The sequence below is a fragment of the Bacillus sp. FSL L8-0358 genome (assembly GCF_038593095.1).
Classification (GTDB): Bacteria; Bacillota; Bacilli; order Bacillales; family Bacillaceae; genus Bacillus; species Bacillus subtilis.
This window is the reverse complement of the sequence record NZ_CP151962.1, coordinates 3,508,891-3,523,244: the sequence shown is the minus strand read 5'-3', so window position 1 is coordinate 3,523,244 and position 14,354 is coordinate 3,508,891. Positions and strand designations below refer to the sequence as shown.

At 41.7% G+C, this 14,354-nt stretch carries 17 protein-coding genes; all 17 read left to right on the top strand.

Features of this window, described 5'->3' with window-relative positions:
* Positions 1–7 precede the first annotated feature (7 nt).
* The 17 genes from flgM (at position 8) to NYE49_RS18055 (ending at position 14,344) form a co-directional block, all read left to right on the top strand.
* Positions 8–274, top strand: a complete 267-nt coding sequence (gene flgM / locus NYE49_RS18135; RefSeq protein ID WP_015384783.1) for a flagellar biosynthesis anti-sigma factor FlgM — start codon at positions 8–10, stop codon at positions 272–274.
* A 15-nt stretch (positions 275–289) separates the two neighbouring features.
* Positions 290–772 (top strand): flagellar protein FlgN, encoded by a 483-nt coding sequence (gene flgN, locus NYE49_RS18130; protein ID WP_014481048.1) that lies wholly within the window; start codon positions 290–292, stop codon positions 770–772.
* A gap of 18 nt (positions 773–790) precedes the next feature.
* Positions 791–2,314 (top strand): flagellar hook-associated protein FlgK, encoded by a 1,524-nt coding sequence (flgK, locus tag NYE49_RS18125; RefSeq protein ID WP_015384782.1) that lies wholly within the window; start codon positions 791–793, stop codon positions 2,312–2,314.
* Positions 2,315–2,324: 10 nt separating this feature from the next.
* Complete coding sequence (gene flgL / locus NYE49_RS18120; RefSeq protein WP_047183271.1) at positions 2,325–3,221, top strand: flagellar hook-associated protein FlgL; 897 nt, start codon at positions 2,325–2,327, stop codon at positions 3,219–3,221.
* 46 nt (positions 3,222–3,267) lie between these two features.
* Positions 3,268–3,843 carry a DUF6470 family protein gene (locus NYE49_RS18115; protein ID WP_015384781.1) on the top strand — a complete coding sequence of 192 codons (576 nt, stop codon included), beginning with the start codon at positions 3,268–3,270 and terminating at the stop codon, positions 3,841–3,843.
* Between the two features lie 20 nt (positions 3,844–3,863).
* Entirely contained in the window at positions 3,864–4,295 is a 432-nt protein-coding gene (gene fliW, locus NYE49_RS18110; protein ID WP_003228007.1) for a flagellar assembly protein FliW, read from the top strand.
* Positions 4,289–4,513, top strand: coding sequence for a carbon storage regulator CsrA (csrA, locus tag NYE49_RS18105; protein ID WP_003219727.1), 225 nt, complete (start codon positions 4,289–4,291; stop codon positions 4,511–4,513). The genes fliW and csrA overlap by 7 nt, the downstream gene beginning before the upstream one ends.
* A gap of 144 nt (positions 4,514–4,657) precedes the next feature.
* Positions 4,658–5,479: a flagellin Hag gene (gene hag / locus NYE49_RS18100; protein WP_029725988.1), complete on the top strand. Its 822-nt coding sequence runs from the start codon at positions 4,658–4,660 to the stop codon at positions 5,477–5,479.
* Between the two features lie 238 nt (positions 5,480–5,717).
* Entirely contained in the window at positions 5,718–6,047 is a 330-nt protein-coding gene (flaG, locus tag NYE49_RS18095; protein ID WP_009968250.1) for a flagellar protein FlaG, read from the top strand.
* Positions 6,048–6,064: 17 nt separating this feature from the next.
* The gene (locus NYE49_RS18090) at positions 6,065–7,561 is read left to right on the top strand and encodes a flagellar hook-associated protein 2 (RefSeq protein ID WP_047183270.1); all 1,497 of its coding nucleotides are present in this window, start codon (positions 6,065–6,067) and stop codon (positions 7,559–7,561) included.
* Positions 7,562–7,582: 21 nt separating this feature from the next.
* Positions 7,583–7,984 (top strand): flagellar export chaperone FliS, encoded by a 402-nt coding sequence (gene fliS, locus NYE49_RS18085; protein WP_003219733.1) that lies wholly within the window; start codon positions 7,583–7,585, stop codon positions 7,982–7,984.
* Entirely contained in the window at positions 7,981–8,322 is a 342-nt protein-coding gene (fliT, locus tag NYE49_RS18080) for a flagella biosynthesis regulatory protein FliT (RefSeq protein ID WP_014481040.1), read from the top strand. Before fliS ends, fliT begins: the two co-directional genes overlap by 4 nt.
* 9 nt (positions 8,323–8,331) lie before the next feature.
* Positions 8,332–8,709 carry a hypothetical protein gene (locus NYE49_RS18075; RefSeq protein ID WP_047183269.1) on the top strand — a complete coding sequence of 126 codons (378 nt, stop codon included), beginning with the start codon at positions 8,332–8,334 and terminating at the stop codon, positions 8,707–8,709.
* Between the two features lie 190 nt (positions 8,710–8,899).
* Positions 8,900–9,469 carry a ribosome hibernation promotion factor gene (hpf, locus tag NYE49_RS18070; RefSeq protein ID WP_003228031.1) on the top strand — a complete coding sequence of 190 codons (570 nt, stop codon included), beginning with the start codon at positions 8,900–8,902 and terminating at the stop codon, positions 9,467–9,469.
* 167 nt (positions 9,470–9,636) lie between these two features.
* The gene (gene secA / locus NYE49_RS18065; protein ID WP_047183268.1) at positions 9,637–12,162 is read left to right on the top strand and encodes a preprotein translocase subunit SecA; all 2,526 of its coding nucleotides are present in this window, start codon (positions 9,637–9,639) and stop codon (positions 12,160–12,162) included.
* A gap of 69 nt (positions 12,163–12,231) precedes the next feature.
* A protein-coding gene (gene prfB / locus NYE49_RS18060; RefSeq protein ID WP_010886623.1) for a peptide chain release factor 2 occupies positions 12,232–13,333 on the top strand; the annotation gives its coding sequence in 2 pieces (ribosomal slippage) (positions 12,232–12,303 and positions 12,305–13,333; 1,101 coding nt in all).
* Positions 13,334–13,498: 165 nt separating this feature from the next.
* A complete protein-coding gene (locus NYE49_RS18055) occupies positions 13,499–14,344 on the top strand; it encodes a YitT family protein (RefSeq protein WP_015483762.1) in 846 nt (281 codons plus the stop codon).
* Positions 14,345–14,354: the final 10 nt, after the last annotated feature.

The window sequence follows — 14,354 nt, the reverse complement described above, 5'->3', positions numbered from 1 at the left end:
GAATCCTATGAAAATCAATCAATTTGGAACACAATCCGTTAATCCATATCAAAAAAATTATGATAAGCAAGCGGTGCAAAAAACTGCTGCACAGCCTCAAGATAAAATTGAAATTTCATCACAGGCTAAAGAAATGCAACATGCATCCGACGCAGTCGCTGGTTCACGACAGGAAAAAATTGCGCAGCTTAAAGCGCAAATTGAAAACGGGTCATACAAAGTAGACGCAAATCATATCGCGAAAAATATGATTAATTTTTATAAAAAGCAATAAAAAAGGAGAAAGCCCATGTCAGCGAAGGCAATTATTGAACAATTGAAGCGACTTTGCGTTCTGCATGAGCACCTGCTCACGCTGTCTGAAGAAAAGACGGAAGCGCTCAAAGCCGGCAAAACAAAAGAGCTTTCTAACATTTTGACAAAAGAGCAAAAATATATTCAAGCGATCACGCAGACAGAAGATGACCGGATCAAAACAACTTCGGCCTTTCTCGGATATAGCGAAAATAATACTATTTCCGCATGTATCGCCAAAACCTCAGGCAGTGAAAAGGAAGAGCTGGAACAACTATACGAATCTCTTTCTCAAGTTCTCGGACGTCTGAAAAAAGTAAATGAGATGAATAGGCAGCTGACAAGAGACGCGCTGCAATTCATCTCTATTTCGTACGATATGCTGGTTCCTAAGGAAAATAACTTCAATTACAGCAAATCAATTAAAGCTGAGCTGCCGAAAAGCAGCCAAATGAAACTGTTTGATTCAAAAGCTTAGCAGAAAGGAATTCAGAAAATGACATCTACCTTTATGGGGCTTGAAACTGCAAGGCGGGCGTTAAGCGCTCAGCAGGCAGCGTTAAGCACTACTGCAAATAACGTGGCAAATGCCAATACTGATGGTTATACAAGACAGCGGGTCTCATTGGAGGCAACTGACTATTTCCCTGCTGTATCTAAAAACGCAGAAAAAACAGCGGGACAAATGGGTACGGGCGTTCAAGGAAAATCAGTTGAGAGAATAAGAGATATCTTTCTTGACTACCAATACCGTCTTCAAAACAACAGTGCCGGATACTATGACACGAAGGCCAAAGCTCTGTCCCAAATGGAAGGCGTTTTAAATGAAGCGGATGACAGCGGCTTGAACAGTGTGCTCAATTCGTTTTGGAATTCTCTGCAGGAATTATCGAATAATACAAATGAAGAAAGTGCACGTTCTGTTGTTGCTCGAAAAGGACAAGCTGTAGCTGAAACGTTTAATTATATTTCTGAATCACTTACAAATGTCCAATCGAATTTAAAAGCAGAGCTAAATACAACTGTGTTGGATGTCAATTCTCTGCTTTCTCAATTAAACAGTTTAAATAAGCAAATTGCACAAGTAGAGCCGGTCGGGCTTCTTCCGAATGGTTTATATGACCAGCGAGATTTGCTGATCGATAAATTATCCTCAATGGTTGATATCAAAGTCAGCTACAACAAATCAGGCGGGAATGCACTTGCATCTGCTGAAGGAACTGTATCAATTGAAATCCTTGATAAGAATAAACAGTCGCTAGGAACTGTTTTGGACGGTAAAAATTACGAGGTTTCAGAACTTGCAGCCAACTATGATAATGAAACTGGGTTAGTATCAAGTATTTCAATCGGAGATACAGCTGTGCAGGCGGAGTCCTTCAGCAGCAAGGGATCCCTTTTAGGATTTATAGAGTCTTACGGGTATATAACAGCAGATGGCCAAGAAAAGGGCGTATACCCGGAAATGCTTTCTGATCTTGACAATATGGCGCTTGAATTCGCGAAAGCTTTCAATGAAGTGCACAGAAATGGTGTGACCAAGAGCGGTGAACAAGGCGGAGACTTTTTTGATTTTACTGGCGGTGAAACTGAACCTGCCAAGGGCGCGGCGGGCAAGATCAAAGTGGCTGACAGCATAATAGATTCAAAAGGCGCAAACATTGCTTTCTCACTGACTGGTGCAGCCAACGATAACGCAAATGCTACAAAATTAGCAAATGTTTTAACCGGTAAAATAACCATTAACGGTAAAGAAACTAGTGTTTTAGATTATTATGCGGGTCTGATTGGCGAGTTAGGGATCGAAGCTCAAGAGGCTAATCGACTGGCGTCTAATACAGAAACACAGCTAAATGATGCTGACATAAACCGTCAGCAAATGAGCGCAGTTTCTTTAGACGAAGAAATGACGAATATGATTCAATTCCAACACGCATACAATGCAGCTGCAAGAATGGTGACTTTACAAGACGAATTACTTGATAAAGTGATCAACGGCATGGGTGTTGGAGGAAGGTAGGTAGAGTCACATGAGAGTAACACAAGGCATGATACAGCAAAACTCACTGAGATATATCGGTTCGAGCTACACGAAGCTGGATAAACTCCAGTCGCAGATTTCTTCAGGGAAAAAAATCTCAAAAGCTTCCGACGATCCTGTAGTAGCAATGAAAAGCTTAAAGTATAATACGCAACTGTCTCAAGTGCAGCAGTACAAAAGCAATGCTTCTCAAGCCTTTACCTGGCTCGAAAACACAGAAACAAACATTACAGAAGGAATTGACATCTTGTCAAAGGTCAGAGAATTAGCGGTTGAAGCTCAAAATGATACAAACGGCGAGTCGGAGCGGCAAGCGATTGGCGTAGAGGTAAAGCAGTTAAAGGAACAGCTTTTAAATATTGCGAATACACAAGTGAACGGCAGATATATCTTTAATGGCACAAATTCAGATAAGCCTCCGGTTACAGATAACGGAGACGGAACTTATACAATTTCTGATACAGCTGATGTCGTAGTCAATATATCAAATAATATGTCATTGAAAGTGAATTCAGATCCAAAGTCAGCTTTTGGAGGCACTTCTGAAAGCGGGCAAAATGTATTTGAAATGCTTGATTCTTTTGAGAAAGCACTAAATTCTGGTTCGCTAGATGGCATGGACAATGTTTTAGATGGTATTGATCATTTTTCTGACGGCATGAGTGCTGAACGATCTGATCTTGGAGCGAGATATAATCGTCTTGAACTGGTTAATACAAGACTGTCAGCTCAAGAAGAAACAGCTACAAAAGTGTTATCAGATAATGAAGATGTAGAACTGGAAGAAGTAATAACTGAATTTATTGCGCAGCAAAGCGTTCACAGGGCTACTCTGGCTGTTAATGCGCAAATTGTTCAGCCTACATTGATTGACTTTTTAAAGTAAGCGGCTCTTAGGAGTTCGCTTTTTTTATAGTTCAGGAGGTAGAGTGATGCAGATTCCCAGATTGATTATGCATAGTGTTCAAGGAAAAATTGGTTTAACAACGACGCCTGCCAGCTTAAAAATGGAGCAGCCTCAAGCTGATCTAGAGATCGAACAGCCGAGTGCGGAAATGGAAATATCGGTGACACCTGGAAAACTCACGATTGACCAGACACAAGCATGGGAAGAACTAGACAGAAAGCATGTTTTCAAGAGAATTGAAGAAGCCGCCCAACAAGGGCATGAGGATGTAATGGAGGGAATAGCACGCACTGCAGAAGAAGGCGACGAGCTTATGAGGATTGAAAATAAGGGGAACCCAATCGCTTCACAAGCAAGGAGGAACTCTGAAATGCACCAAATTCAATTAGGCGAAAATTATGCTCCTTCTCTATCTAGGGTGAAAATACAATATACTCCGTCACAGCTTGATGTTCAGATTACGCCGCGAAAGCCTGTTATTCAGGCTGAGCCGCATAAGCCAATTGTTGAATATACGCCAGGAAATGTTAAGGTTGACATGCTCCAATACCCTGATTTAAATATAGATGTAGAATACCCGAAAGAATCACCCGAAAAGTAAAAAGAAAAGGATCGTGAACAATGATCATTCATACGAAGTACCATGGCCAAATGAACATAAAAGAAGAGCAAATCATTCTTTTTGAAAGCGGGATTCCAGGCTTTTTAGAAGAAAAACAATTTGTCATACTTCCGCTTTCAGAAGACTCTCCATTCGTGGCACTGCAGTCCGTCACTTCAGAAAATCTTGCATTCATCGTCGTAAGTCCGTTTATCTTTTTTAAGAATTATGAATTTGACCTTGATGAATCAACTGCTGAACTTTTGGATATCGATAATATTCAAGACGTAGAAGTCATGACGATATTGACTATGGCAGAGCCATTTGAAAAGTCTACTGCGAATTTATTGGCTCCCATTATTGTGAATCGCAAGAACATGATGGCTAAGCAAGTCGTTTTACACGACTCCTCATATACGACAAAGCATCCGATTGGAGGAGAATCATGCTAGTTTTATCGCGGAAAATAAACGAAGCGATTCAAATAGGTGCTGATATTGAAGTAAAAGTGATTGCGGTTGAGGGGGATCAAGTGAAGCTTGGAATTGACGCCCCAAAGCATATTGATATTCACAGGAAAGAAATTTACTTGACCATTCAGGAAGAAAATAACCGTGCAGCAGCGTTATCCAGCGATGTGATCTCCGCATTATCCTCACAAAAAAAGTGAGGATTTTTTTATTTTTGTATTAACAAAATCAGAGACAATCCGATATTAATGATGTAGCCGGAAGGAGGCGCAAATGACTCCGCCAGTTACAAAAATAAGGCACAAGGACGTGCCTAAACAACATATTCAGGGAGGAACAAAACAATGAGAATTAACCACAATATCGCAGCACTTAACACACTGAACCGTTTGTCTTCAAACAATGGTGCAGCGCAAAAGAACATGGAGAAACTTTCTTCAGGTCTACGTATCAACCGTGCGGGAGATGACGCAGCGGGTCTAGCGATCTCTGAAAAAATGAGAGGACAAATCAGAGGTCTTGATATGGCTTCTAAAAACTCTCAAGACGGAATCTCTCTTATCCAAACAGCTGAGGGTGCATTGACTGAAACTCATGCGATTCTTCAACGTATGCGTGAACTTACTGTTCAAGCTGGTAACACTGGCACACAGCAACCTGAAGATTTAACTGCAATTAAAGATGAAATGGATGCTTTAACTGAAGAGATCGATGGTATTTCTCAACGTACTGAATTTAACGGAAAAAAACTTCTAGACGGTAGTGTAACAGCAGGTTTTACATTCCAAATCGGTGCAAATGCTACCCAAAATATTAATGTTACAATTGGCAACATGGATGCGACAACTTTAGGAGTAAAAGGTATTGATGTGTCATCAGCTACTTTTAGTTTTGACACTGAGATCGCTAAAATCGATACTGCAATTACAAGTGTTTCAAGCCAACGTTCAAAACTTGGTGCGGTACAAAACCGCCTAGAGCACACTATTAACAACCTTAGTGCTTCTTCTGAAAACTTAACTGCTGCTGAGTCTCGTATCCGTGACGTTGACATGGCGAAAGAAATGAGCGAGTTCACAAAGAACAACATTCTTTCTCAGGCTTCTCAAGCGATGCTTGCTCAAGCAAACCAACAGCCGCAAAACGTACTTCAATTGTTACGTTAATTTTAAAAAAGACCTTGGCGTTGCCAGGGTCTTTTAATTTATATTTCTATCTCTATCTCCGAATCATTCCTCATCCTGTCACTAACTCATGATATAATAACCGGATTCTCCACTAACTTTTTATAAATGTATTTCCAAACAAGAAATCTAAAACAGAAGATTTTTTTCCAAAAATATGTGTAATCTTATCTCCATTTAGTCGATATAAACGATAGATTGGGGCATAGGGGATGATCAATTGAACATTGAAAGGCTCACTACGTTACAACCTGTTTGGGATCGTTATGATACTCAAATACATAATCAGAAAGATAATGATAACGAGGTTCCTGTTCATCAAGTTTCATATACCAATCTTGCTGAAATGGTGGGGGAAATGAACAAGCTGTTGGAACCTTCGCAAGTTCATCTGAAGTTCGAGCTTCATGACAAGTTAAATGAATACTATGTAAAGGTAATAGAGGACTCTACAAATGAAGTGATCCGCGAAATTCCACCAAAACGGTGGCTTGATTTTTATGCGGCTATGACTGAATTTCTTGGGTTATTTGTAGATGAAAAAAAGTAGAATAGGAGTGGTTTGAGATGGTCACAAGAATAACAGGTCTGGCGTCAGGAATGGATATAGATGATATTGTATCAAAGCTGATGCAGACAGAAAGAGCGCCGCTTGATAAGCTGACACAAAAAAAGCAGACTCTTGAATGGCAGCGTGACAGCTATCGTGAAGTAAACTCAAAAATAAAAGAATTACAAGATTATATGTCTAATAATAAGCTGACATATCCGAGTACGTTTCAGAGTAAAACTGTAACAAGTTCAAACGAATCTGTTTTAACTGCTACAGGAACTGCAAGTGCAGCAAACTCTTCTTCTACTGTTGAAGTGGCGAGCTTGGCAACCGCAGCAACGTATAAGGCAAACAATTATACGGGATACACTCAAGGCGATTACAATTTGGCATTTAACGTTGTTGCGCCTGGCGAAACAACGGCAAAAACAGTGAACATTAGTGTGACGAGCGCCGATACGATTGATAATGTGATTTCTAAACTTAACAGCTCAGATCTAGGAGTATCAGCTTTTAAAGATAAAATTTGGAATGGTACAGAGTACGTAGAAACAATTGCGTTTTCTTCTAAAGCAACAGGTGCAGGAGGCAGTATACAGGCAGCAGACTCTGCTACAGCTGACTTTATGTCCGGTCAGCTTGGTTTTTCTTTGGATGCTGATAATAAGCTCACTGCTTACAAAGAAGGCACAAATGCCAAAGTCACAATTAACGGCTTTGAAATGGAGAAGCTGACAAACAACTTTACAGTTAATGGTGTTACCTACACAATTAAAAATACAACTGCAGCAACAGGCCCTGTTACCACATCTGTATCTACTGATGTTGACGGGATTTATAACCAAATCAAAGAGTTTGTAGATAAATACAATGAACTGGTTGACAGCCTGAATGGAAAGCTGAAAGAAGAAAAATACCGAGACTATGCGCCGCTGACGAGTGAACAAAAAGAAGCAATGACCGATAAAGAGGTAGAACTCTGGGAGGAAAAGGCAAAAAGCGGTTTGCTGAAAAATGATACTAGTATCAGCACTGGTACGAACCAAATGCGGACTGATTTTTATTCTCAAGTTAATGCGGATGGAAAAACCTATCAATTAACTGAATTTGGCATCACAACGTCAGGTGCTTACCAAATGCGAGGACATCTAGAGATTAATGAAGACAAACTGAAAGCTAAGATACAAGAAGATCCGCAAAGTGTCGCCGCTTTATTTACAAGCGGAACGAACAGCAGCGCCTATAGTGATAAAGGGATTATGAAACGCATCGGTGACACCCTGAAAAGTACGGTGAAGAGCATTGAAGCAAAAGCCGGCAACTCGACAATGGGAACCAATGATTATTCAATCGGTAAAAATTTAAACACGATCAGCACTAATATTACCAAAATGCAGGACCGGTTGACCACAATAGAAAACCGCTATTATTCAAAATTCAGTGCAATGGATTCTGCGATTCAAAAAATGAACGAACAAGCGTCCTATTTATCACAGCTTCTTGTACAATAAATGTAATTTGGAGGATGACACATGGCGATCCAAAATCCATATACAGCCTATCAGCAAAATTCAGTGAATACGGCTACACCCGGGGAGCTGACGCTTATGCTGTATAATGGCTGTTTAAAATTTATAAGACTTGCCTCTCAGGCCATTGAGAATGATGATATGGAACGTAAAAATGAGAATCTGATTAAAGCGCAAAATATTATTCAGGAATTAAATTTTACACTTAACCGTAACATAGAGCTTTCCGCTTCCATGGGTGCGATGTACGATTATATGTATCGAAGATTGGTACAGGCAAATATCAAAAATGATACGAGTATGCTGGCTGAGGTTGAAGGCTATGTAACAGATTTTCGCGATGCTTGGAAACAAGCCATTCAAAGTGAACGGAAGGACCGGCACGGATCAGGCGGGATCGCATGAATAACATAGATCAACTATACACTGAGACGAAGAGTATGCTGTCACACATACAAAATACGCCGGAAAGCGATGAGCTTTTAAAACAAATTGAAGACTTTGTGGCTAAACGGTCTGAACTGATTCAGGAGATATCTCTGCCGCTTTCAGAAGAAGAGCGAAAGCAGATGAAGCTAGTGCTGACATGGGATCAGCTTATTGTGAAGGAAATGGAACGACTGAAGCAGTCAATCGCAGCAGAACTTCAGCAGATGAAAAGAAAACGTGTGATGCATACCACGTATTTAAATCCTTATAACAACATTACGATTGACGGCACATATTATGACAAGCGTAAATAGGTGAGTGCCTTGAAGAGCATTGAAGATTATACGCTTTTATCAGCTTATTATCATCTTCTTTTTACCATTGAAGAAGGGTTGTGTTATTTGATAGAGGCTGAAGAGAATTTATCAAAAACAGAAGGGGATCGGATCTACCAAGATCTGATCCAAGCCTTTTTTTATTTGGATTCAACACATTCAACACTTCTCTTCATTATGGATTCACGGTGTGCTGAAATTTGTGTGAAAGCATTTGACCAAATTTTTGCGGAGTTTGATCAATTGGTCTCTTTCTCTTTTCCCTCTCATGAGTTCAGTGAGTATTTAAAGGGACATTTTCTGATTCATTATAGAAAATGGATGCTGTCTATTCATCAATGTATGGAACCCTTTTTAATCAATTAGGCGTGTGTGAGGTATTTGTTTCGTTCAATCAGCATATACATATACCTCCGAACCGCCAATAACAGAGCAAATACAAACAAAATTCGACAAAGTTCACTGAATTTTCACAAAAGATTTATGTTTCAGCAGGAATTGTAAAGGGTAAAAGAGAAATAGATACATATCCTTAATAAAAGGGAGGCGTTCTTTGATGAACTATAACATCAGAGGAGAAAATATTGAAGTGACACCCGCGTTAAAGGATCATGTCGAGAGGAAGATCGGCAAGCTTGAGCGCTATTTTGACCATAGCGTGGATGCTGATGTGAACGTCAACTTGAAGTTTTACAATGACAAGGAGTCTAAGGTTGAGGTTACGATTCCGATGACAGATCTGGCGCTTCGGTCCGAGGTGCATAACGAGGATATGTACAACGCAATTGATCTCGCAACAAACAAACTGGAACGTCAAATCCGTAAGCATAAAACGAAAGTAAACCGTAAATTCCGTGAGCAGGGCTCTCCAAAATATTTATTGGCAAACGGTCTTGGCTCTGATACAGATATTGCGGTTCAGGATGACATAGAAGAGGAGGAGAGCTTGGACATTGTCCGTCAGAAACGCTTTAATTTAAAGCCGATGGATAGTGAAGAAGCGATCCTGCAAATGAATATGCTCGGCCATAATTTCTTTGTTTTCACAAATGCGGAAACAAACCTTACAAATGTCGTGTACCGCAGAAATGACGGGAAATATGGCTTAATTGAACCGACTGAATAATGAAGAGAAGCCTTCCGTGATGTCCGCGGAAGGTTTTTGTTTTTCTTATTTGCAAATTCTTTGGAAATAACAAAAGGTATGATATGATAATGAGAGGTATACATGGACTAGTAAATTATTTATACATGCCTCTAAAATAGGCATGTGAAGATAGAGGAGCGTTATAAATGCTTGGAATTTTAAATAAAATGTTTGATCCAACAAAACGTACGCTGAATAGATACGAAAAAATTGCTAACGATATTGATGCGATTCGCGGAGACTATGAAAATCTCTCTGACGACGCGTTGAAACATAAAACAATTGAATTTAAAGAGCGTCTTGAAAAAGGGGCGACAACGGATGATCTTCTTGTTGAAGCTTTCGCTGTTGTTCGAGAAGCTTCACGCCGCGTAACAGGCATGTTTCCGTTTAAAGTCCAGCTCATGGGGGGCGTGGCGCTTCATGACGGAAATATAGCGGAAATGAAAACAGGGGAAGGGAAAACATTAACGTCTACCCTGCCTGTTTATTTAAATGCGTTAACAGGTAAAGGCGTACACGTCGTGACTGTCAACGAATACTTGGCAAGCCGTGACGCTGAGCAAATGGGGAAAATTTTCGAGTTTCTCGGTCTGACTGTCGGTTTGAATTTAAACTCAATGTCAAAAGACGAAAAACGGGAAGCTTATGCCGCTGACATTACTTACTCTACAAACAATGAGCTTGGCTTCGACTATTTGCGTGACAATATGGTTCTATATAAAGAGCAGATGGTTCAGCGCCCGCTTCATTTTGCGGTAATTGATGAAGTTGACTCTATTTTAATTGATGAAGCGAGAACACCGCTTATCATTTCTGGACAAGCTGCAAAATCCACTAAGCTGTACGTACAGGCAAATGCTTTTGTCCGTACGTTAAAAGCGGAGAAGGATTACACGTACGATATCAAAACAAAAGCTGTACAGCTTACTGAAGAAGGAATGACGAAGGCGGAAAAAGCGTTCGGCATCGATAACCTCTTTGATGTGAAGCATGTCGCGCTCAACCACCATATCAACCAGGCCTTAAAAGCTCACGTTGCGATGCAAAAGGACGTTGACTATGTAGTGGAAGACGGACAGGTTGTTATTGTTGATTCCTTCACGGGACGTCTGATGAAAGGCCGCCGCTACAGTGAGGGGCTTCACCAGGCGATTGAAGCGAAGGAAGGGCTTGAGATTCAAAACGAAAGCATGACCTTGGCGACGATTACGTTCCAAAACTACTTCCGGATGTACGAAAAACTTGCCGGTATGACGGGTACGGCTAAGACAGAGGAAGAAGAATTCCGCAACATCTACAACATGCAGGTTGTCATGATCCCTACCAACAGGCCAGTTGTCCGTGATGACCGCCCGGATTTAATTTACCGCACGATGGAAGGAAAGTTTAAGGCAGTTGCGGAGGATGTCGCACAGCGTTACATGACGGGACAGCCTGTTCTAGTCGGTACGGTTGCCGTTGAAACATCTGAATTGATTTCTAAGCTGCTTAAAAACAAAGGAATTCCGCATCAAGTGTTAAATGCCAAAAACCATGAACGTGAAGCGCAGATCATTGAAGAGGCCGGCCAAAAAGGCGCAGTGACGATTGCGACTAACATGGCGGGGCGCGGAACGGACATTAAGCTTGGCGAAGGTGTAAAAGAGCTTGGCGGACTCGCTGTTGTCGGAACAGAACGACATGAATCACGCCGGATTGACAATCAGCTTCGAGGTCGTTCCGGACGTCAGGGAGACCCGGGGATCACTCAATTTTATCTTTCTATGGAAGATGAATTGATGCGCAGATTCGGAGCTGAGCGGACAATGGCGATGCTCGACCGCTTCGGCATGGACGACTCTACTCCAATCCAAAGCAAAATGGTATCTCGCGCGGTTGAATCGTCTCAAAAACGCGTCGAAGGCAATAACTTCGATTCGCGTAAACAGCTTCTGCAATATGATGATGTTCTCCGCCAGCAGCGTGAGGTCATTTATAAGCAGCGCTTTGAAGTCATTGACTCTGAAAACCTGCGTGAAATCGTTGAAAATATGATCAAGTCTTCTCTCGAACGCGCAATTGCAGCCTATACGCCAAGAGAAGAGCTTCCTGAGGAGTGGAAGCTTGACGGTCTCGTTGATCTTATCAACACAACTTATCTTGATGAAGGTGCGCTTGAGAAGAGCGATATCTTCGGTAAAGAACCGGATGAAATGCTTGAGCTCATTATGGATCGTATCATCACAAAATATAATGAGAAGGAAGAGCAATTCGGCAAAGAGCAAATGCGCGAATTCGAAAAAGTTATCGTTCTTCGTGCCGTTGATTCTAAATGGATGGATCATATTGATGCGATGGATCAGCTCCGCCAAGGGATTCACCTTCGTGCTTACGCGCAGACGAACCCGCTTCGTGAGTATCAAATGGAAGGTTTTGCGATGTTTGAGCATATGATTGAATCAATAGAGGACGAGGTCGCAAAATTTGTGATGAAAGCTGAGATTGAAAACAATCTGGAGCGTGAAGAGGTTGTACAAGGCCAAACAACAGCTCATCAGCCGCAAGAAGGCGACGATAACAAAAAAGCAAAGAAAGCACCGGTTCGCAAAGTGGTTGATATCGGCCGAAATGCCCCATGCCACTGCGGAAGCGGGAAAAAATATAAAAATTGCTGCGGCCGTACTGAATAGTTCGCTCCGGCAAGTTTACTGACCGCGGCGCCTGCAGGCGCCTGCGGATCTTTTAATGAGGTGAATGAAATGGAATTATCAGAAATCAGAGCAGAGCTCGAAAATATGGCTTCTCGTTTAGCGGACTTTAGGGGGTCTCTTTGACCTCGAATCAAAGGAGGCTCGCATTGCTGAGCTAGATGAACAAATGGCTGATCCGGAATTCTGGAATGATCAGCAAAAAGCTCAAACGGTTATAAATGAAGCAAACGGTTTAAAGGATTATGTCAATTCGTATAAAAAATTGAATGAATCTCACGAAGAATTACAAATGACTCATGATCTTTTGAAAGAAGAGCCGGACACTGATCTCCAGCTTGAGCTTGAAAAAGAACTAAAATCATTAACAAAAGAGTTCAATGAGTTTGAGCTTCAGCTTCTTCTCAGCGAGCCGTATGATAAAAATAACGCGATTTTAGAACTGCACCCTGGTGCTGGCGGTACAGAGTCACAGGACTGGGGCTCTATGCTTCTTAGAATGTATACAAGATGGGGAGAGCGCCGCGGCTTTAAAGTAGAAACACTCGATTACCTTCCAGGTGACGAGGCTGGAATCAAGTCAGTGACATTGCTCATCAAAGGACACAACGCTTACGGGTATCTCAAAGCAGAAAAAGGTGTCCATCGTCTTGTGCGGATCTCACCATTTGATTCATCAGGCCGCCGCCACACATCTTTCGTTTCATGTGAAGTCATGCCTGAATTTAACGATGAAATTGATATTGATATTCGTACGGAGGATATTAAAGTTGACACGTACCGTGCAAGCGGCGCGGGCGGACAGCACGTCAATACGACGGATTCAGCCGTTCGGATTACTCACTTGCCGACGAACGTAGTTGTGACATGCCAAACGGAGCGCTCACAAATTAAAAACCGTGAAAGAGCCATGAAAATGCTGAAGGCCAAGCTGTATCAGCGCAGAATTGAAGAGCAGCAGGCAGAGCTGGATGAAATTCGCGGTGAACAAAAAGAAATCGGCTGGGGCAGCCAAATCCGTTCTTATGTATTCCATCCGTATTCCATGGTAAAAGACCATCGGACTAATACAGAAATGGGGAACGTTCAAGCTGTAATGGATGGTGACATTGATACGTTCATTGATGCCTACCTCCGTTCTAAGCTTTCATAAGCTGAAAAACACACCTGATGCATACGGGTGTGTTTTTTTATTCCTTATATCCTTGATTTCACTGCTGCTTTAGCATATTACCACTGTATTTGGGTGTTATTTACATCTAATCAGGGAAGGATTAAAATGCTATCGGAGAGCATTGGAAGAAACGGAGGATATATGATGGACGTACGGAATAAAACATTGTGGATTTTGCGGGATTATGTATACATATTGTTAGGAGCAGCGATTACGGCCGTGTCCTTTAATGTATTTTTGCTTCCGAACAAGATTGCCGCCGGCGGTGTCAGCGGGATCAGTACGATTTTACAATCATATGGTTTTGAAGCAGCGTATGTACAGTGGATTATTAATATCCCTTTATTTATTGCTGGCGTCATTTTGCTCGGCGGGAAATTTGGACTAAAGACACTTGCAGGTTCTGTGTTTTTGCCGCTAGTAGTGTTTTTGACAAGGGATATTCAGCCCGCCACTCATCATGAACTCTTGGCGGCGATTTTTGGCGGTGTCGGGATAGGTATCGGAATTGGTATTGTGTACTTAGGGAAAGGTTCGACGGGAGGTACAGCCTTGGCTGCACAGATCATTCATAAGTACTCCGGTCTGTCATTGGGGAAGTGCCTCGCCATCATTGACGGAATGATTGTTGTTACGGCTATGATCGTATTTAATATTGAGCAAGGCTTATATGCCATGCTTGGCGTCTATGTGTCCAGCAAAACCATTGATGTTGTGCAAGTCGGCTTTAATCGCTCAAAAATGGCACTCATCATTACAAAGCAGGAGCAGGCTGTCAAGGAGGCTGTCTTACAGAAGATTGACAGAGGCGTGACAAAAATTTCTGCAGTCGGCGGATATACTGACGATGACCGTCCGATTTTAATGTGCGTGGTTGGGCAAACTGAATTCACCAAATTGAAACAAATCGTCAAACAGATTGATGAGTCAGCTTTTGTGATTGTAGCAGACGCGAGCGAGGTGCTGGGCGAGGGTTTCAAACGCGCTTAAACGAGGTTAT

Bases quoted from the DNA above. Each gene is read 5' to 3' on its own strand.
- flgM (WP_015384783.1), top strand. From the start codon at position 8: ATGAAAATCAATCAATTTGGAACACAATCCGTTAATCCATATCAAAAA.
- flgN (WP_014481048.1), top strand. From the start codon at position 290: ATGTCAGCGAAGGCAATTATTGAACAATTGAAGCGACTTTGCGTTCTG.
- flgK (WP_015384782.1), top strand. From the start codon at position 791: ATGACATCTACCTTTATGGGGCTTGAAACTGCAAGGCGGGCGTTAAGC.
- flgL (WP_047183271.1), top strand. From the start codon at position 2,325: ATGAGAGTAACACAAGGCATGATACAGCAAAACTCACTGAGATATATC.
- NYE49_RS18115 (WP_015384781.1), top strand. From the start codon at position 3,268: ATGCAGATTCCCAGATTGATTATGCATAGTGTTCAAGGAAAAATTGGT.
- fliW (WP_003228007.1), top strand. From the start codon at position 3,864: ATGATCATTCATACGAAGTACCATGGCCAAATGAACATAAAAGAAGAG.
- csrA (WP_003219727.1), top strand. From the start codon at position 4,289: ATGCTAGTTTTATCGCGGAAAATAAACGAAGCGATTCAAATAGGTGCT.
- hag (WP_029725988.1), top strand. From the start codon at position 4,658: ATGAGAATTAACCACAATATCGCAGCACTTAACACACTGAACCGTTTG.
- NYE49_RS18090 (WP_047183270.1), top strand. From the start codon at position 6,065: ATGGTCACAAGAATAACAGGTCTGGCGTCAGGAATGGATATAGATGAT.
- fliS (WP_003219733.1), top strand. From the start codon at position 7,583: ATGGCGATCCAAAATCCATATACAGCCTATCAGCAAAATTCAGTGAAT.
- fliT (WP_014481040.1), top strand. From the start codon at position 7,981: ATGAATAACATAGATCAACTATACACTGAGACGAAGAGTATGCTGTCA.
- hpf (WP_003228031.1), top strand. From the start codon at position 8,900: ATGAACTATAACATCAGAGGAGAAAATATTGAAGTGACACCCGCGTTA.
- secA (WP_047183268.1), top strand. From the start codon at position 9,637: ATGCTTGGAATTTTAAATAAAATGTTTGATCCAACAAAACGTACGCTG.
- NYE49_RS18055 (WP_015483762.1), top strand. From the start codon at position 13,499: ATGGACGTACGGAATAAAACATTGTGGATTTTGCGGGATTATGTATAC.